Genomic DNA, 17,776 nt, shown 5'->3' on the forward strand with positions numbered 1-17,776 from the left:
CCTCGATCACCTTCTGGCGGCCGACGACCTCGGTGAAGGCGTAGAAGCGGTCGGCGGCGCCGGCCAGCTTGACCTCGGCGTCGGTCCAGCCATCACCGACCATGACCACGGGTCCGGTCAGGTTCAGGGCCTTGATGACCTGCGGCTTGCCGTTGTCGCGCGACAGGGGATTGGCGTCGTCCACGCCCGTGACCCGGCCCTCGTCGTCATAGATCAGGTCGTTGGCCAGGACGTGATCGGCGGCGATCCCCAGACGCGCGGCCAGGGGCGCGATCACCTCGCGGAAACCGCCCGACAGGATATAGACCCGCTCGGCGTGGCGTTCGAAGAAGTCGACGTTGCGGCGGATCGAGGCGCTGGCCTCGTCCAGGATTCGATCCGTCAGGACCTCAACGTGCCCGCGGGTCAGGGCCAGAAGCTCCAAACGACGACGCAGGGCCGTGCCGAAGTCCACCTGCCCCGTCATGGCCTGATCCGTCAGGGCCGCGATCTCGGCCTTTTTCGCCGCCGCGTCGGGCGCATCGGACAGGGCGATCTCAGCGAGCGCTTCAAGCGTCTCGATGCGCACCAGGGTGGAGTCGAAGTCGAAGATGAAGACGGGCGAAGTCATGCCCCGCACCTAGCTCACCTTCGCACTTGCAGCAATGAAAAGGGGCGCCGAAACGCCCCTTCCCGCACGAATTTTCCAAGAACGTCACAATTTGCCGAAGCCGCCCGACCCCCCGCTTCTGCGACGGCTTTCCAGGGCGGCGGCGCCGATGGCGGCGGCGATGGTGGCCACGGCCAGCAGGGCTCCGCCCTCCTTGGCGTGATCGCGGGCGAAGTCGCCCGCATCCTCGGCGTATCGGCGCGCCTGCTTGGCGTAACGCTTCATCGACTTGCCGGACTTTCCGCCCGAGCGGTGCAGCCAGTGATCGGCCCGCGCCCGCGCCTCTCGGCCAAGGCGGCCGGCGCGATCGCTGGCGTAGTCGCCCAGATCCGCCGCGCGATGTCCCAGGCCGTCGGCGCCGTGCCGCACGCCGCGCGCGATGTCGTCGAAGCGATGGCGCAGGGCCTCGGCGTCGAACCAGCCGCGCGGATCAACCCGATCGCGGATACGCTCATAGCGCGTCGGGCCGCTGCGCTGGTTCAGCAGCAGGGCGGCGATGCCCACGCCCGCCAGCACGGCGACGACGCCGGCGGCGATCCCCGGATGTTTGCGGACCTCGTCCACGGCGTTGAACTGTTGAACCATGGGCAACCAACCTCTTCTTGTCGAAACACTGTCTTCGGACAGGAGCGAACCGCGCCGCAAGAGGTTCCGCCTTAAACGGCCAAGCTGCAAGCCTGGACGACCGATCGCGCCCTCCCCCTTACCAAGCGCCGGTCGCCTCCCTATGTTGCGCCGCTTCCAGACAGTTTCGCCTTTTTCAGGATCTTCGCCGTGACCGATCACGCGCCCGCCGCACAGCCCGTCAACGCCCCGACCGACGACTTCGCCGCCGCCTTCCAGATTGAAGGCTGGCCGGTGCGTGGCCGCCTGGTGCGGCTAGGCGAGGTGGTGGACAAGATCCTGTCGGCACACGACTACCCGGAACCCGTCGCCGCCCTGCTGGGCGAGGCCTGCGTCCTGGCCGCCATCGTCGGTTCGGCGTTGAAGTTCGAGGGCCGCCTGATCGTTCAGGCCCAGGGCGACGGCCCGGTGCGCTATGTCGTGGCCGACTACGATACCTCGGGTCACCTGCGCGGCTTCTGCCGCTTCGATCCGGAAGAAGTGGCCAAGGCCTCCGAGGGCTTCGCACGCCCCGGCGCCCAGACCCTGCTGGGCAAGGGGGTCTTCATCATGACCATCGACCGGGGCGAGGACTTCGAGCGCACCCAGGGCATCACCCCGATCGAGGGCGAGAGCCTGTCGCTGTGCGCCGAACACTACTTCACCCAGTCAGAGCAGGTGCCGACCAAGGTGCGCCTGGCCGTCGGCGAGGTCACGACCGAGACCGGAAGTTCGTGGCGCGCAGGCGGAGCCATGATTCAGGTCATCGCCGGCGACGAGGCCCGCGGCTCGACCGAGGAGGTGTGGGAACGCACCCGCGCCCTGTTCAACACCCTGGGCGACGACGAACTGATCGACCCCACGGTCAGCGCCGAGACCCTGCTGTATCGCCTGTTCCACGAGGACGGCGTGCGACTGGAAGGCGCCCAGGCCCTGGCCGCCGTCTGCCGCTGCTCCAAGGAACGACTGGTCACGGTCATGCAGTCCTTCCCGGCCGAAGATCGCGCCGCCATGGTCGAGGACGACGGCATGATCCACGCCACCTGCGAATACTGCTCGACCGTCTACAAGATCGACCCCGCCGAGATCGAACAGCCGGCCGCCTAGACCAGCATGAAGATCGCATTGCCGTAGTTGTGCAGGAGGATCGGCAGCAGCACGCTGCCGGTCTTCTCGCGCAGCCACACCAGCAGCAGGGCCGCACCACCCGTCGAGGCCATCAGCAGGGGCTCGAAGGTGAAGCCCCCGTCTGAATAGCCCAGGGCATGGGTCAGGCCGAAAGCCAGCGACGACAGCACCGCGCCCCAGCCCATCCATGCGCCCAGAATGCGAACCGGCTTGCCGAAGGCCTCGTTCAGCATCAGCAGCAGCACGCCGCGATAGAAGAGCTCCTCGTCCAGTCCCGGCATGGTCAACTGGAAGGCCAGGCTGTCGAGATCGACCCCCTGCCCCGGGAAATAGAGGGCCAGCCCGAGAAACAGAGCGACCAGCAGACCCGACAGGACCAAGGCCCCCGGCAAACCCCGGCGATCCTGCTTCAGCGTCAGGCCCGACCGCCGCCAGCCGATGACCGGCAGGCTGGCCACGGCGAGCGACAGCAGGACCGCCATCGCCTTGCCTTCCCAGTTCCAGTTCGAGGTGCCGAACGACAGGGGAATATGGCCATAGCCCCGCGTCAGCAGCGCATCATAGACCGCCATCAGCAGCAGGGCGGCGATCAACCAGCCCCACCGCACCCGCCCCTTCATCAGAACCGCCGCCAGCCCTCCAGCCAGAGCGACAGCCCCGACCCAGCCCAGCATTGCAATGATCGCGTCCGGCATCGCGCCCCTCCCCATGACCTGTCGTCATGAGGCGCGCCAGGCCGTCAGCAGATGCGGATGACCGAAATTTAACGCGCCGGCCATCGCCGGCGACGCCGACGCCCTAGCTGTTCAGGTCCAGCGAATAACCCGCCGAACGCACGGTGCGGATCGGGTTGACGGTGCCCTCGACGTTCAGGGCCTTGCGCAGGCGACCGACGTGGACGTCCACGGTGCGCGCCTCGACATAGACGTCCGAACCCCAGACGGCGTCCAGCAACTGCTCGCGGCTGAAGACCCGGCCCGGATGCTTCATCAGGTGATCCAGCAGGCGGAACTCAGTCGGCCCCAGATGGACCTCCTTGCCCGCACGGCGGACGCGGTGGGCGACGCGGTCGATGACGATGTCGGCGTGGTTGATGCGGTCGTCGGCCAGACCCGGACGGATGCGGCGCAGGACGGCGCGGATGCGCGCAGTCAGCTCCGTCATCGAGAAGGGCTTGGTCATGTAGTCGTCGGCGCCGGTGTCCAGGCCGCGCACGCGATCCGTCTCTTCGCCGCGCGCCGTCAGCATGATGATCGGCAGGTTGCGGGTCTCGGCCCGGCCGCGCAGACGACGGCAGACCTCGATGCCCGACAGCTTGGGCAGCATCCAGTCCAGCAGCACCAGATCCGGCAGGCGCTCGTCGACCTGAAGCAGCCCCTCCTCCCCGTCCGCCGCCACGGTCACGTCATAGCCTTCCTTCTCCAGATTGTACTGGAGCAGGGTGGCCAGGGCGTCCTCGTCTTCCATCACCAGGATATAGGGTTGCACGTCAGGCTCTCCGGTCGGTCGAAGTCGTCAGCAGGAAGTAAAGTCAGTCGTCCGTCAGATCGGACGGCAGGGTCGAGATATGGGGCGTGGGCGTCTGTTCCTCGCCCGGACCGGGGACGGCCTTGGGCCTCTCGCCCAGCATTTCCTCGCCGGTGATCTCATAGTGGACGGTCTCGGCGATATTGGTCGCGTGATCGCCGATCCGCTCCAGGTTCTTGGCCATGAACAGCAGATGGGTGCAGGCCGTGATCGTGCGCGGGTCGCCCATCATGTAGGTCAGCAGCTCGCGGAACAGGGCGTTGTAGTGCTCGTCCACCTCGTCATCGGTGCTCCACACCGACAGGGCGCGCTCGACCTCCGAGGCCGTATAGGCGTCCAGCACGTCGCGCAGGCGGGTCGACACCAGACGGCCCATCCGCTCGATCGAGCGGGTCAGGGGCTGCATCGGCTCGCCCTCGGCCAGGATCAGCGCCCGCTTGGCGATGTTCTTGGCAAGGTCGCCGGTCCGCTCCAGATCGGACGCCAGCTTCATGGCCCCCAAAGTCCGGCGCAGGTCCGAAGCCACCGGCTGACGCAGGGCGATCAGGCGGATGGACTTCTTCTCGATGTCCCGATGCAGGGCGTCGAGGCGATTGTCGCGATCGACCACCGCCCTGGCCAGGGCCACGTCGCGCCGGGCGACGGATTCGATGGCGTCCGCCACCTGGGCCTCGGCCAGACCGCCCATGCGGACAACCTCGGCCGTCAGCTGGTTCAGTTCGTCGCCGTAAGCCTTGACCGTATGCTGGTTCATGCTCGCGCCCTTAGCCGAAGCGGCCGGTGATGTAGTCGAGCGTGCGACGCTCGCGCGGGTTGGTGAAGATCTCTTCGGTGTCGCCGGTCTCGACCAGCTTGCCCATGTGGAAGAAGGCCGTGCGCTGCGACACGCGGGCCGCCTGGGCCATGGAGTGGGTGACGATGACGATGCAGTAGCGCTCGCGCAGTTCGTCGATCAGCTCCTCGATCTTGGCCGTAGCGATCGGGTCCAGCGCCGAGCAGGGCTCGTCCATCAGGATGACTTCGGGTTCGACGGCGATGGCGCGGGCGATGACCAGACGCTGCTGCTGGCCGCCCGACAGGCCGGTGCCCGGCGAGTGCAGGCGGTCGGCGACCTCGTCCCACAGACCGGCGCGCTTCAGCGCCTTCTGCACGATGTCGTCCAGCTCGCCCTTGGACGAGGCCAGGCCGTGAATCTTGGGCCCATAGGCGACGTTCTCATAGATCGTCTTGGGGAAGGGGTTGGGCTTCTGGAAGACCATGCCGACCTGGGCGCGCAGCAGCACGGGGTCGATCTTGCGGTCGTTGATGTCGCCGCCGTCCATCTCGATCTCGCCGGTGACACGGCAGCCGGGAATGGTGTCGTTCATGCGGTTCATGGTCCGCAGGAAGGTCGACTTGCCGCAGCCCGACGGGCCGATCAGGGCCGTGACGGTCTTGTCCGGGATGTCCAGCGAGACGCCGAACAGGGCCTGCTTCTCGCCGTAGAAGACGCTGACATCGCGCGCGGCGATCTTGATCGGGCCGAGCGGCGCCGAGGCGTGAGCGCCCACGGTCGGAGCGGTCGTCAGGGTGGCCCCGGCGGAACCGCCGTCGGCCTGGCCATCGGGAGCGCGGAAGATTTTGGACTTCATAAGACTTACCACCGGCGTTCGAACCGCCGACGCAGCAGGATCGCGGCGGCGTTCATGACGATCATGAAGGCGAGGAGCACAAGGATGGCGGCGGCGGTCCGCTCGTGGAACGCGCGCTCCGAGGCGTTCTCCCAGATGTAGATCAGCGAAGGCAGGGCGCCGACCGGCTCGTCGATGGCGTGCGGCACGCCGGGGACGAAGCTGATCATGCCGATCAGCAGCAGGGGCGCCGTCTCGCCCAAGGCGTGGGCCATGGCGATGATCGAGCCGGTCATGACGCCCGGCATGGCCAGGGGCAGGACGTGGCCGAACACCGTCTGGGTGCGGCTGGCCCCCATGGCCAGGGCGGCCTCGCGGATCGAGGGCGGCACCGCCTTCAGCGACGAGCGCGTGGCGATGATCACCGTCGGCAAGGCCATCAGCGCCAGCACCAGACCTCCGACCAGCGGACTGGCGCGCGGCAGGTGCATGAAGTTGATGAAGAGGGCCAGACCCAGCAGGCCGTAAACGATCGACGGCACGGCGGCCAGGTTGTTGATGTTGACCTCGATGATCGCCGTGATGCGGTTGCGCGGCGAATATTCCTCCAGCCAGACGGCCGCGCAGACGCCGACCGGAATGGCGATCAGGGCCGTCACCAGCAGCATTAGGGCCGAACCGACCACCGCACCCAACAGGCCCGCCAGTTCCGGCTGGGTCGAGTCGCCCTTGGTGAAGAGGGTGGTGTTGAAGTGGGCGCGCACCGCGCCCGAGGCCTTCATCCGGTCCAGCCAGGCCATCTGCTCATTGCTGACGCGGCGCTGATCCTCGGGCACGGCCCTGGAGATCTCGCCCTTCAGATAGAGGTCGGCGTTGTCGGACAGCGGCGCGGTGACCGGCACGGTCTGCCCCAGCAGGCTGGGTTGACGCGCGATCATGCCCGACGCCTGGAACTTCAGCTCGGACGAGAACAGGGCCTTCATGGCCGCCGCCTTCGTCCCCTGGGCATCGTCCTGGATGCCCAGGCGGCGCAGTTGCTGCTCGGCCACGATCTGCTCGAAGTTCGCGCCCTGCGGATAGGAGCGGTCGATCCGCGACGCGTCCATATAGACCGGCAGGGTCACGCTGTGGCTGTAGAAGGCCGTGCGGCCCTGCATGATGATGCTGCCCAGCAGGATCACCAGGAAGATCAGGGCGAAGCCGATGGCCGCGCGGCCATACCACTTGAAGCGGGTCTCGCGGGCGTAACGACCGCGCAGACGGGCCTGCAGGCGCTGGGTGCGCGGGCTGACGGCGCCCGAGTTCTGCCCCACCGGGTTTTGGGCGGCGTCAGTCATACTGTTCCCGATAGGCTTGCACGATGCGCATGGCGACGATGTTGAGCAGCAGGGTGACCACGAAAAGGGTCAGGCCTAGGCCGAATGCGGCCAGGGTTTTCGGGCTGTTGAACTCCTGGTCCCCGGTCAGCAGGGTGACGATCTGCACCGTGACGGTCGTGACCGTGTCCAACGGGTTCAGCGTCAGCTTGGCGGCCAGACCGGCGGCCATGGTCACGATCATGGTCTCGCCGATGGCGCGCGACACGGCCAGCAGGAAGGCCCCGGCGATGCCCGGCAGGGCGGCGGGCAGCAGCACCTTCTTGACCGTCTCGGACTTGGTCGCGCCCATGGCGTAGGAGCCGTCGCGCAGGGACTGAGGCACGGCGTTCATGATGTCGTCGGACAGGGAGCTGACGAAGGGGATCAGCATAATCCCCATGACCGCGCCGGCCACCAGGGCCATCTGGTTCTGCACCAGCAGCAGGTACTGCCCCACCCCGTCCAGCGGTCCGCCGGCCATCCAGCCGCCGAGGGTGTTGAAGAAGACGCGGAAGGCCGGCCCCACCGTCAGGGCGGCGAAGAAGCCGTAGACCACCGTCGGCACACCCGCCAGGACCTCGAGCAGAGGCTTGACCACGGCGCGGGTGCGACGTCCGGCGTATTCCGACAGATAGATGGCCGAGAACAGGCCGATCGGACCCGCCACCAGCATGGCGATCAGCATGATCAGGAAGGTGCCCGCGAACAGGGGCACGGCTCCGAAGGCGCCGGACGAGCCGATCTGGTCGGCGCGGATGGCCATCTGCGGGCTCCACTTGGTCCCGAACAGGAATTCGGTGACCGGCACGGAGGCGAAGAAGCGAAGGCTGTCCCACACCAGGGAGAAGATGATGCCCACGGTGGTCAGCACCGCAACCGCCGAACAGGCGAACAGGACGACGCTGATCCAGCCCTCGACCTTGTTGCGGGCGCGCAGGTCGGGCCGGATGCGAACGAAGACGAAGACCCCGCCTAGGATGGCCGCGATCAGGGCCGCGACGCCGCCGCCCCAGCTCAGGGCAGAAGAGATGCTGTGGGCGCGACGGCCCTCGGCGGGCAGTTCCTCGGCATAGGGGGCGGGCCAGATCTGCTGGGCCTCAAGGCCGTCGCCGATGCGGCGCGCATCCGAGAAGAAGGCCTCGCGACGGAAGGGCTCCAGTTGCGTGACGCTCTCAGGCGCGCCTGCGGCCAGCATCTGGCGCTCCAGCGGCGCGGAGAAGATTGAGGCGGCGGCCAGGACGACCAGGGCCGGCACGCCGACCCAGATCAGGGCGTAGAGGCCGTGCTGGCCCGGGCGCGAGTGGGCTCTGACGCCCTTGCTGCGACGCGCGGCCAGGCGGCGTCCGCCCAGATAGGCGAGCACCGAAAAGCCGATCAGCAGTAACAGGAAAATCCAGATCATCCGGGTCCGTGCACGCGTGAATCATTAACGTGCCGGGTCCGGCGCGTTTCGGCCGGGAAACTGCCTGCGATTGGCGAGCGGATTAAGACGGGCGCGTGACAGTTCTGTTACGGCGCACATCCTTCATGTCGCGCGGCCTTCACGTCGCCGGGTCAGCATCACGCGCCGAGGCCAGCGGGAAGCAGGCGGCGAAGATCGCTCCCTGGCCCAGCGCGCTGTCCACGGTCAGGCCGCCGCGGTGGCGGATGATGATGTGACGCACGATGGCCAGGCCCAGGCCCGTGCCCTGACGCTCGCCGCTCTTCTGGCCCTCCACGCGATAGAAGCGCTCGGTCAGGCGCGGCAGATGCTCGCGCGCCATGCCGGGTCCGTGGTCGCGCACAGTGACGACCGCATACTTCTGCCCCGCCTCGCGGTCCGGCGTGACCAGCGACAGGCGCGTGCCCTCGGGCATTCGCGCGGCCATGGCTTCATCCAGCGTCCGGTCACGATTGATCGACAGTTCAACGACGCCGCCGTGACTGGAGTACTTCAAGGCGTTGTCGATCAGATTTTGGATGACCTGAACGATCTCGTCCCGGTCGCCGGTGACCGTGGCCCCCCCCTGCCCAAGGTCGGCCTTGATGGTCACGCCGCGCTCGCGCGAGATGACGCTGACGGCGTCCACCACGTCCGAGGCCGCTCGCGCCAGGTCCACCCGGCCCAGGGGCGCGATGTGCTCGTTCAGTTCGATCCGGCTCAGAGACAGAAGGTCGGCGACCAGACGCCCCATGCGGTCGGCCTGGATGGCCATGATGTCGAGGAACTTGTCGCGCGCCTTGGGGTCGTCCTTGGCGTGACCCTTCAGCGTTTCGATAAAGCCCGACAGCGAGGCCAGCGGCGTGCGCAATTCGTGACTGGCGTTGGCCAGGAAGTCGACGCGCATCATTTCCATGCGGCGGGCGTCGGTCTCGTCGCGCAGCGCCAGCAAGGCCAGTGCGCCCGCGCCCCAAAGATGGGCGTCCCGCTCCGGCAGGGGCCGGATGAAGGCCCTCCAGTGCCGCTCCTGGGCGCCGCCGCCGACATAGTCGACCGTACTGCTGAAATCGCCGAACAGGGCCTCGTCCACCGCCTCCAGCACCTTGGGATCGCGGATCACCGAGACCAGCAGCCCCCCGCCCGTCCCGTTCAAACGAAACAGCTCGCGCGCCGCGGCGTTAGCCAGGGCGATTCGCCGGCCGGCGATATCGTCCGCTTCACCGCCGCTGATGATCAGGATCGGATCGCCCAGGGCTTCGAAAACATCACCCAGCAGCGCGCCGTCGGGGACCAGATCAACCGGCCCGCCGCGGTCCAGTTCACCGATGCTGACCAGAGCCGGAGGACGGCGATTGACCAGCCAGGTCGCCGCCGCGACAGCCACGGCGCCCGCCGCCAGCCAGCCCGACAGCTCGGGCTTCATCACCGCCAGCACCGCCATGACCAGAATCGCCACGCCGCCGCTGGCGCCGGCGGTCCAGAGCCGGGACGAGGCGGTCGGCGCGACCGGCGAAGGCGAATGCTCATACGGCATGAAGATCGACGTTATCTCATTATTCAGCCACTGACCCTATGCTGGTCGCGACTCGAAAGGCGACCAGCCGGGCGAAGATTCTCGCGCATAGCGTAGTTTGTTCACCGATTTGCGGCAGTCTTTTCGACAGGTTGGAGGGGCTTGTGACGTGAATACGATCCTGAACTGCCTGGTTCAGCAACACGACTGGCGGATTCTCCCGTTCGCCCTGCTTGTGTCCGTGTTCAGCCTGCTGATCGCCCTTTCCTTGTTCGACCGCGCCCGCAACGTCGCGCGACGTTCGCGGCGCGCCTACCTGATCGCCGCGCCCCTGGTCGCCGGGCTCGGTGTCTGGAGCACCCATTTCATCGCCATGAAGGCCTACGACGCCGGCGTGCCGATGCGGTACGACATATCGGAAACGGTGGTCTCGCTCGGGGTCGTCGTCATCGCCTTCTATGTCGCCATGCAACTGGCCCTCGCGGAAAGCGGTCGAGTCAGTCGCATCGTGGCGAGCCTGACCTGCGGCCTGGGCGTCGCCGCCATGCATTTCATGGGCATGGCGGGATTGCGCATGTCCGGGGCCACCCTGTCATGGAACGCGCCGCTGGTCGTGGCCGCGGTGATCGGCGGCCTGCTGCTGGTCAGCGCCGTCGCCCTCCTGCCATGGCGCAGCGGCGCCAAACGGGTTGTCGCCGCCACAGTCCTGGGCGCCGCCAGCGTTTGCTGGCTTCATTTCGTCGCCATGAGCGCGGTGACCGTCACGCCCACGCCCGGCATCCTCCTGCCCGCCGCCGCCGCCGCCGAGACGACCCTGACCTTGTGGATCGGCGCCAGCGTCGCCCTGTTGGCCATCATCGCCGCCTTCCTGACCGGGATGGTCTGGTGGTCGCGGCACAGCGCCCTGGGTCAACTGCGCGAAGCCATCGAGGCCATGCCGGACGGCCTGGGCTTCTATGACGCCGACGACCGCCTGGCGATCTGGAACAAGCGCTACAGCGAGATCAATCCCGAGGTGACCGCCGCACTGAAGGTCGGCGTCACCTTCCGCGAAGTGCTGATGGCGGGCATCAACGCCGGCCTCTATCCCGCCGCCCTTGGGCGGGAAAATGCATGGATCGCCGAACGCATGGCCAACCGTCGCCGCCCCATGGGCGCGATGGAGCAGCAGATCGGCGGGCGCTGGCTGCGCGTTCAGGACCGCAAGACCGCTGAGGGCGGCACGGTCACCGTCTGCTCCGACATCAGCGACATGAAGCGCGACGCCCAAGCCCTGGCCGAAGCCCGCGACGCCGCCGACGCCGCCAACCGCGCCAAGAGCCAGTTCCTGGCTAATATGAGCCATGAGATCCGCACGCCTCTGAACGGCGTCATCGGCGTGGCTCAGGCCCTGGCCCGGACCGACCTGACGGCACAGCAACGCGAGATGTTGGACCTGATTCACTCGTCCAGCCGCACTCTGCAGACCCTGCTCAGCGACATCCTCGACCTGGCCCGCGTCGAGTCCGGTCGCCTGGAACTGGGCGACGAACCCTTCGACCTGACCAAGACCGTCGAAGAGGCGGGCAAGCTCTACGCCGCCGCCGCCCGCGACAAGGGCTTGCAGTTCTTCGTCGAGGTCGCGCCTGAGGCCCGCATCTGGATGCACGGCGATCCCGTGCGTCTGAAGCAGATACTGACCAATCTGGTCTCCAACGCCGTCAAGTTCACCGCCTCGGGCTTCGTCAGCCTGACCGTCGACGCCGCGCCGCAGGGTCTGCGCTTCGTGGTTCAGGACACCGGCATCGGCTTCGACGCCGAGACGCGCGAACGCCTGTTCAGCCGCTTCGAACAGGCCGACGGCGACATCACCCGTCGTTTCGGCGGCTCAGGCCTGGGCCTGGCCATCAGCCAGGAACTGGCGGCCATGATGGGCGGCGGGCTGGACTGCGAGAGCGAGCCCGGCGGCGGCGCCGCCTTCATCCTGACCTTGCCGCTGCGTCCCGCGGAAGCCCCCGCCGCTCCGACGCTGAGCGTCGCCCCGACGGACGCGATCTTCGCCGAGACGCGCCGCCTGCGCATCCTGGTCGCCGACGACCACCCCACCAACCGGCGCGTGGTCGAACTGATTCTGGATCAGGAAGCCGTCGATCTGGTCTCGGTCGAGGACGGGGCCCAGGCGGTCGAGGCCTGCCGCGCCTCGGTCTTCGATCTGGTGCTGATGGACATGCAGATGCCGGTCATGGACGGCCTGACCGCGACACGTGAGATTCGCCTGCACGAAGTCGCCATGGGCATGCCGCGCACGCCCATAGTCATGCTGACGGCCAACGCCCTGCCTGAGCACATCATGGCGGGGACCGAGGCCGGCGCCGACCGCCACCTGGCCAAGCCTTTCAGCGTCGAGGCCCTGCTGGCCATGGTGGCGGAGCTGACCTCGGACGCGCCTCAGGCCGCGGTTCAGGCGGCCTGAGGGTCTTTTCTTCCTATTCGTAGCCGTGCGCGGCTTCGTTGATGACCTGACTGGGCATGGACGAGAAGTCCACGCTCAGCGGCCGAGCGGCCTTGGACTGGAAGGTCTTGATGACGTGCTCCAGGCGACGGCGCACTTCGCGTTCGGCCTCGGTTGCTCCATCCAGCGCCAGAGGCGCCAGACAGAAGTCGATGATGGCTTGCGGTCTGCTGAGCGGTTCCATGACGTATCCTTTCCTATGAGGCGTGGAACTCAGGCGGCGTGAAACTGGGCGGTCTCGGTCGAGTCCTTCAGGGCCGTGGTCGAGGACTGGCCGTTCGAGATGACCGTGGCGACCTGATCGAAGTAGCCGGTGCCGACTTCGCGCTGATGACGGGTGGCGGTGTAACCCGCCGCCTCGTTCGAGAACTCGCGCTGCTGCAACTCGGAATAGGCCGCCATGCCGCGATCGCGATAGCCGTCGGCCAGCTCGAACATGGAGTTGTTCAGGCTGTGGAAGCCGGCCAGGGTCACGAACTGGAACTTGTAGCCCATGGCCCCCAGCTCGCGCTGGAACTTGGCGATGGTGGCGTCGTCCAGCTTGGCCTTCCAGTTGAAAGAGGGCGAGCAGTTGTAGGCCATCAGCTTGCCCGGATGCTTCTTCTGGATCGCCTCGGCGAACTTCTTGGCGTCGTCCAGATCAGGGTGCGAGGTCTCCCACCACAGCAGGTCGGCGATGTTGGCGTACGAAAGCCCGCGCGCGATGCAATGGTCCAGACCCGTGCCTTCCTTAAGACGGAAGAAGCCCTCGGGCGTGCGGTTCTCGCGGTCGATGAAGGGCTGGTCGCGCTCGTCGATGTCCGAGGTGATCAGTTGGGCGCTCTCGGCGTCGGTGCGGGCGACGGTGATCGTCGGCGTGCCCATGACGTCGGCGGCCAGACGGGCGGCAACCAGGTTGCGCTCATGCGCCTGGGTCGGGATCAGGACCTTGCCGCCCAGGTGGCCGCACTTCTTTTCACTGGCCAGCTGGTCTTCGAAGTGGACGCCCGCGGCGCCCGCCTCGATGAAGGCCTTCATGATCTCGAAGCTGTTCAACGGCCCGCCGAAACCGGCCTCGGCGTCGGCGACGATGGGGGCGAACCAGTCCCGTTTCGCGCCGCCCTCGGCGTGCTCGATCTGATCGGCGCGCTGCAGGGTGCGGTTGATGCGACGGCACAGTTCCGGCGCGGCGTTGGCCGGGTACAGCGACTGGTCCGGGTACATGGCCCCGGCGGTGTTGGCGTCGGCCGCGACCTGCCAGCCTGACAGATAGATGGCCTTCAGACCGGCGCGAACCATCTGCATCGCCTGATTGCCGGTGACGGCGCCCAGGGCGTTGATGAAGGGCTCGTCGTGCAGCAACTGCCACAGGCGGTTGGCGCCGCGCTCAGCCAGGGTGTGGGTGATCGGCACCGAGCCGCGCAGGCGCAGGACGTCCTCCGGCGTATAGGGGCGTTCGATGCCGTCGAAACGGCCGGCGGGCGAAGGAACCAGATCGGCGAAGGTCGTCATGTTCGTCTCGGCTTTTGAAGGGCGCGGTCATGCCGCCGCTGCCGAAACCAGAACACGCCTCCGTCATGATTGACACAGCACAAGCCACGCCATTCAAGTCAAACAGTCACATCATGATACTTGCCAATCAGTCATATCATGACATCATCGCGTCATGAACGCCGCCGCCGATCGCAAACTCTTCCTCGGCGGCCGCCTGAAGCGGCTGCGGCGCGATCTCGACCTGTCGCAGACGGCGATGGCGGCGGACCTGGGCGTCTCGCCCTCCTATCTGAACCATATCGAGCGCAATCAACGCCCCGTCTCGGCCCAGTTGCTGCTGCGTCTGGCCGAAACCTATGACGTTGATCTTCGCAACCTCGGCCAGTCGGGCGGCCCGGCGTCGGAGGCGGAACTGTCCGAGATCTTCGCCGACCCCCTGTTCCAGGGCCTGGCCGTGCCCCGCCACGAGATCATGCAACTGGCCGAGGATCAGCCCGCCGCCGCCGACGCCGTGCTGCGCCTCTACCGCGCCTTCTCCGACCGCCGCGTGCGCGACCGGGCCGAGACCGAGGCCGGCGGCGGCGCGGCCCCGACCGACAGCCCTTCGGAATGGGTGCGCGAATACGTTCAGGCCCGCCACAACCACTTCCCCGAGCTCGACGCCCTCGGCGAGGCCCTGCACGACGCCCTCAGGGCCGAGGCGTCCTCGCCGGACGAGAGCGTCGAGGCCCTGGCCCGGGCGCGGCTGTTCGCCCGCCACGGCCTGACGGTCCGCACCCTGCCCGCCGAAGTCATGGTGGAATGGACCCGCCGCTTCGACCCGCACCGGGGCCGGCTGCTGCTGTCCGACACCCTCGGGCCGTCCTCGCGCGCCTTCGCCGTCGCCAGCCAACTGGCCCTGATGGAGCATGGCGCCGAACTTCAAGCCCTGACCGAGGCGGCCAATGCGCCCGACGCCCCGACGCGCAACCTGCTGAAGACCTCCCTGACCAACAGCCTGGCCGCCGCCGTCCTGATGCCCTACGCCGCCTTCCAGCGCACGGCCGAGGAAACCGGCTACGATCTGGCACGGCTGCAGGCCCGATTCGGCGTCGGCTTCGAACAGGCCGCCCACCGGCTGACGACGCTGTCACGCCCGACCGCGCGCGGCGTGCCCTTCTTCCTGATGCGGGTGGATCAGGCGGGCAATGTGTCCAAGCGCTATGCGTCCGGCGCCTTTCCCTTTTCGCGCTTCGGCGGGGCCTGTCCGCGCTGGCGGCTGCACTCGGCCTTCCGCACGCCCGGCCGCATCGTCACCCAGATCATCGAGACGCCTGATGGTTCGCGCTGGTTCACCCTGGCCCGCACCGTGGACCGCCAGGGCCAGGACGCCTTCACAGAGGGTCAGGACCTGGCCATCGGCCTGGGCTGCGAGCTGAAACACGCTCACCGCCTGATTTATGCCCGCGGTCTTGACCTGCAAAAGCCCGAGGTCACGCCCATCGGTCCGGCCTGCCGGTTGTGCGAGCGCCACCCCTGCGCCGAACGCGCCGCCCCGCCGGTCGGGCGGGCGCTGACGGTGGACGACTGGTCGAAGTCGGTCAGCCCCTACCCCTTCGCCTGACGACCTAGTGCGCCAGCAGAAGCGCCACCGGACTTTCCGTCATCAGGGTCTGGGTCACCCCGCCGAATATCCACTGACGCATCCGCGCATGACCCCAGGCGCCGCTGACGATGACGCCGGCCTTCATCTCGGCGGCGCAGTCCAGCAGGCGGCGGCCCGCCGAGCGGTCGTCGTGGGCGCGGGCCTCGCCCTCGGCCTTGACGCCATGCCGTTTCAGCCAGGCGGCGACATCGGCGGTGCGCAGCCGGGCGCCGTCCATGTCCTCGGGATCGCACAGCTCGACCACGCGCACGCTTTCGGCTTCGCGCAGCAGGGGGATGGCCGCCACCGCGGCCAGGCGGCTCTCGCGGCTGTCGGTCCAGGCCAGCAGCACCGGCGCACCCGCCACCGACCGCGCCGGATTGGGCGGCATGATCAGCACCGAACGCCCCGCCCGCATGGCCAGGTCGGACGGAATGGGCGAGCGCCAGCCGCTGGCGTTGGCGGAATCTCGACCCACGATCAGCACGTCGGCGGCGCGGGCGTGCTTGACGAGAAGGCTAGTCGGGTCGCCTACATCGGCCCGCCATTCGCAAGACAAGCCCGCCTTGGTCGCAATCTCGCGGAAGCGAGCCTCGGCGCCCTTCAGCGCGCTCTCGGCCCGCTCGTGCTGGGCGGTCAGCACCTCGCCTAGCAGAATTCCTGCCCCGTAAGCGTCGGCCATCGGCGTCTCCGGCGCGCAGGCCGAGACCCCGATCAGATGGGCGCCGTGCGCCTTGGCCAGGTTGGCGCCCTGCTCGATCCGCTGAATGTTGTCGGGCTCGTCATCGACATAGACGATAAGGCTGGACCAGGTCATCGCGACTTCCTCTCGTTCCAGAACGATAGAACGCGCGGCGTCAGTATGGGTCCTTGATCCCGATCAAATAACAGCGATCAGATCAGCACGACCTTGCCGTTCTCGACCCGATGTCGAACGCCCGTCTTTTGGAACAGACTGGCGATCTCAGCGGCCGGATCGGCCTCGCCCTGATCCAGCATCCTCTCAATGGTCGCGGACAACGACGGATCGCCCGAGACGCGGGTCAGGGCGTCCAGCCATTCGGCGCGGCTCAGCACGCCGTCCTCACGGTTGGCCGCCAGCACCGGACGCAGGAAGTCGAACCAGTCGCCGCCGTCGCGTCGTTTCTGCGCCCCTTCCGCCGCCATGGCGAAAACGGCCCCGCACGCATAATAGGCCCGGTGCTCGCCCCGATCGCCCGCCTCGGCCACCGGCTTGCGGCTCAGCTCGATGCAGTCGTCCACCTCGGTCTGAAGCTCGGCGCGGTCGTCATAGGCCGGGTCCAGCGCCTTCAGCGCCCGCACCGCCATCAGATCGGCCCCGCCCTCGGTGATCCAGGCGTCGCGGGCGAACTGATAGCGCACCGCCTGCCCCAGCCAAAAATGCGCGCTCTCGTGACCGATGAACCAGCGCGAGCGCTCCAGCACCTCCTTGTCGGGATTCAGCACCCCGACGCCCTCGAACTTCATGACGATCAGGCCGGGCAGGACGCTGCCGCCCATGCTGGACAGGCGCTCGGTCGGACCGTTCCAGCTGACCATGACGGTAGAGGTCTCGCTGCCCACGCCGGGCGCGCCGAGACGGCGCAGGTAGTAGTCGCCGACGTGCGGCGCGAAGCTGCGGATTTCCTCGCCGATCCACGGCGGCAGGTTGGGGTCGATGACCGTGGTCAGACCCTCGCCCGGCGTCACCCGTGCCTGGCCCAGCAGGACATAGGAGCGCTCGCCCGTCGTGGTCAGATTGGCCTGCCGCCTGCCGTTGAACAGCACCGGCCCTGCCGTGTCGCGCCAGACGACGGTAGAGGCCCCGCCTTCCAGATCGACCCCGTTCAGGTCGGCCGGCATGGCCTCGGCGGCCTCGACTGACGCCAGGGCGAAGACGTCGAACTGACGCGTGGGCAGGGCCACCGCGCCGTCCGAGAAGGTCAAGGTGCCGTACTCGGCTTCCAGATAGACGGACTTGGGCTTGAGCGAGAAACGCACCTGACGCGGCACGGGACCGCCGTCCAGAGCGCGGATCACGTCATAGTGGCCGCGCCGCTCCATGACGACGCCGGGCGTCTCGACCGTCCACTGGGTCGGCCGCCAGGGCTGACGCACGTCGGTCATCAGGGCCGAGTCCATGAAGGCCCAGACCTGCGCGTCGCGATTGAACACATAGTCCGCCGTCCAGCGGTCGCCGTCGCGCGTAACCTCGACCTGCGGCGCGGCGCGCACATCCCAGGTTCCTGGCGGCGGGGACGCCGCGGCGCAGGCGCCGAGCAAGGCCGTGGCCAAAGCGGTCGAAACGGCGAAGGCTTTCAGACGCAAAGGTAGAAACTCCGAACTGTTCAGCTTGAGCATAGACGACGCGACGCCAGCG

15 protein-coding genes and 1 pseudogene are annotated in these 17,776 nt (G+C 67.8%); 3 read left to right on the top strand and 13 right to left on the bottom strand.

Annotated elements, in window-relative coordinates:
- Nucleotides 1-85: 85 nt before the first annotated feature.
- Both B3K53_RS16180 and B3K53_RS10940 read right to left on the bottom strand, forming a co-directional pair.
- A pseudogene (locus B3K53_RS16180) lies at nucleotides 86-610 on the bottom strand (HAD-IB family phosphatase); the annotation flags it as partial.
- Between the two features lie 84 nt (nucleotides 611-694).
- A complete protein-coding gene (locus tag B3K53_RS10940) occupies nucleotides 695-1,234 on the bottom strand; it encodes a hypothetical protein (protein ID WP_292084506.1) in 540 nt (179 codons plus the stop codon).
- Between the two features lie 189 nt (nucleotides 1,235-1,423).
- Between B3K53_RS10940 and B3K53_RS10945 the strand changes: the two genes are divergently transcribed.
- Nucleotides 1,424-2,359 carry an Hsp33 family molecular chaperone gene (locus tag B3K53_RS10945; RefSeq protein ID WP_292084318.1) on the top strand — a complete coding sequence of 312 codons (936 nt, stop codon included), beginning with the start codon at nucleotides 1,424-1,426 and terminating at the stop codon, nucleotides 2,357-2,359.
- Here the strand turns inward: B3K53_RS10945 and B3K53_RS10950 are convergent.
- The 7 genes from B3K53_RS10950 to B3K53_RS10980 form a co-directional block, all read right to left on the bottom strand.
- Nucleotides 2,356-3,075 (bottom strand): CPBP family intramembrane glutamic endopeptidase, BDIM_20840 family, encoded by a 720-nt coding sequence (locus tag B3K53_RS10950; RefSeq protein WP_292084319.1) that lies wholly within the window; start codon nucleotides 3,073-3,075, stop codon nucleotides 2,356-2,358. The two genes, B3K53_RS10945 and B3K53_RS10950, sit on opposite strands and share 4 nt — an antisense overlap.
- Nucleotides 3,076-3,178: 103 nt before the next feature.
- A complete protein-coding gene (gene phoB / locus B3K53_RS10955; RefSeq protein WP_105562885.1) occupies nucleotides 3,179-3,868 on the bottom strand; it encodes a phosphate regulon transcriptional regulator PhoB in 690 nt (229 codons plus the stop codon).
- Nucleotides 3,869-3,911: 43 nt separating this feature from the next.
- Nucleotides 3,912-4,661 carry a phosphate signaling complex protein PhoU gene (gene phoU, locus B3K53_RS10960; RefSeq protein WP_292084320.1) on the bottom strand — a complete coding sequence of 250 codons (750 nt, stop codon included), beginning with the start codon at nucleotides 4,659-4,661 and terminating at the stop codon, nucleotides 3,912-3,914.
- A 10-nt stretch (nucleotides 4,662-4,671) separates the two neighbouring features.
- Nucleotides 4,672-5,538 (bottom strand): phosphate ABC transporter ATP-binding protein PstB, encoded by an 867-nt coding sequence (gene pstB, locus B3K53_RS10965; protein WP_292084321.1) that lies wholly within the window; start codon nucleotides 5,536-5,538, stop codon nucleotides 4,672-4,674.
- 5 nt (nucleotides 5,539-5,543) lie between these two features.
- Nucleotides 5,544-6,854, bottom strand: a complete 1,311-nt coding sequence (gene pstA / locus B3K53_RS10970) for a phosphate ABC transporter permease PstA (RefSeq protein WP_292084322.1) — start codon at nucleotides 6,852-6,854, stop codon at nucleotides 5,544-5,546.
- Nucleotides 6,847-8,277, bottom strand: a complete 1,431-nt coding sequence (gene pstC / locus B3K53_RS10975) for a phosphate ABC transporter permease subunit PstC (RefSeq protein ID WP_292084323.1) — start codon at nucleotides 8,275-8,277, stop codon at nucleotides 6,847-6,849. The genes pstA and pstC overlap by 8 nt, the downstream gene beginning before the upstream one ends.
- Nucleotides 8,278-8,416: 139 nt before the next feature.
- Nucleotides 8,417-9,829: a sensor histidine kinase gene (locus B3K53_RS10980; RefSeq protein ID WP_292084324.1), complete on the bottom strand. Its 1,413-nt coding sequence runs from the start codon at nucleotides 9,827-9,829 to the stop codon at nucleotides 8,417-8,419.
- A 148-nt stretch (nucleotides 9,830-9,977) separates the two neighbouring features.
- Between B3K53_RS10980 and B3K53_RS10985 the strand changes: the two genes are divergently transcribed.
- Nucleotides 9,978-12,260, top strand: a complete 2,283-nt coding sequence (locus B3K53_RS10985; RefSeq protein WP_292084325.1) for an ATP-binding protein — start codon at nucleotides 9,978-9,980, stop codon at nucleotides 12,258-12,260.
- A gap of 13 nt (nucleotides 12,261-12,273) precedes the next feature.
- Here B3K53_RS10985 and B3K53_RS10990 read toward each other — a convergent pair whose 3' ends face one another.
- The gene (locus tag B3K53_RS10990; RefSeq protein ID WP_292084326.1) at nucleotides 12,274-12,483 is read right to left on the bottom strand and encodes a hypothetical protein; all 210 of its coding nucleotides are present in this window, start codon (nucleotides 12,481-12,483) and stop codon (nucleotides 12,274-12,276) included.
- 29 nt (nucleotides 12,484-12,512) lie between these two features.
- On the bottom strand, nucleotides 12,513-13,790 hold the full coding sequence (gene aceA / locus B3K53_RS10995) for an isocitrate lyase (protein WP_292084327.1): 1,278 nt from the start codon (nucleotides 13,788-13,790) through the stop codon (nucleotides 12,513-12,515).
- A 154-nt stretch (nucleotides 13,791-13,944) separates the two neighbouring features.
- Here aceA and B3K53_RS11000 point away from each other — a divergent pair, with 154 nt between their 5' ends.
- Nucleotides 13,945-15,375: a helix-turn-helix domain-containing protein gene (locus tag B3K53_RS11000; RefSeq protein ID WP_292084328.1), complete on the top strand. Its 1,431-nt coding sequence runs from the start codon at nucleotides 13,945-13,947 to the stop codon at nucleotides 15,373-15,375.
- A gap of 4 nt (nucleotides 15,376-15,379) precedes the next feature.
- Here the strand turns inward: B3K53_RS11000 and B3K53_RS11005 are convergent, their stop codons facing one another.
- Together B3K53_RS11005 and B3K53_RS11010 are read right to left on the bottom strand one after the other, a co-directional pair.
- Complete coding sequence (locus B3K53_RS11005) at nucleotides 15,380-16,213, bottom strand: universal stress protein (protein ID WP_292084331.1); 834 nt, start codon at nucleotides 16,211-16,213, stop codon at nucleotides 15,380-15,382.
- Between the two features lie 77 nt (nucleotides 16,214-16,290).
- Complete coding sequence (locus B3K53_RS11010; protein WP_292084333.1) at nucleotides 16,291-17,724, bottom strand: hypothetical protein; 1,434 nt, start codon at nucleotides 17,722-17,724, stop codon at nucleotides 16,291-16,293.
- Nucleotides 17,725-17,776 lie beyond the last annotated feature (52 nt).

Source organism: Brevundimonas sp. UBA7506, assembly GCF_002479495.1.
Taxonomy (GTDB): domain Bacteria; phylum Pseudomonadota; class Alphaproteobacteria; order Caulobacterales; family Caulobacteraceae; genus Brevundimonas.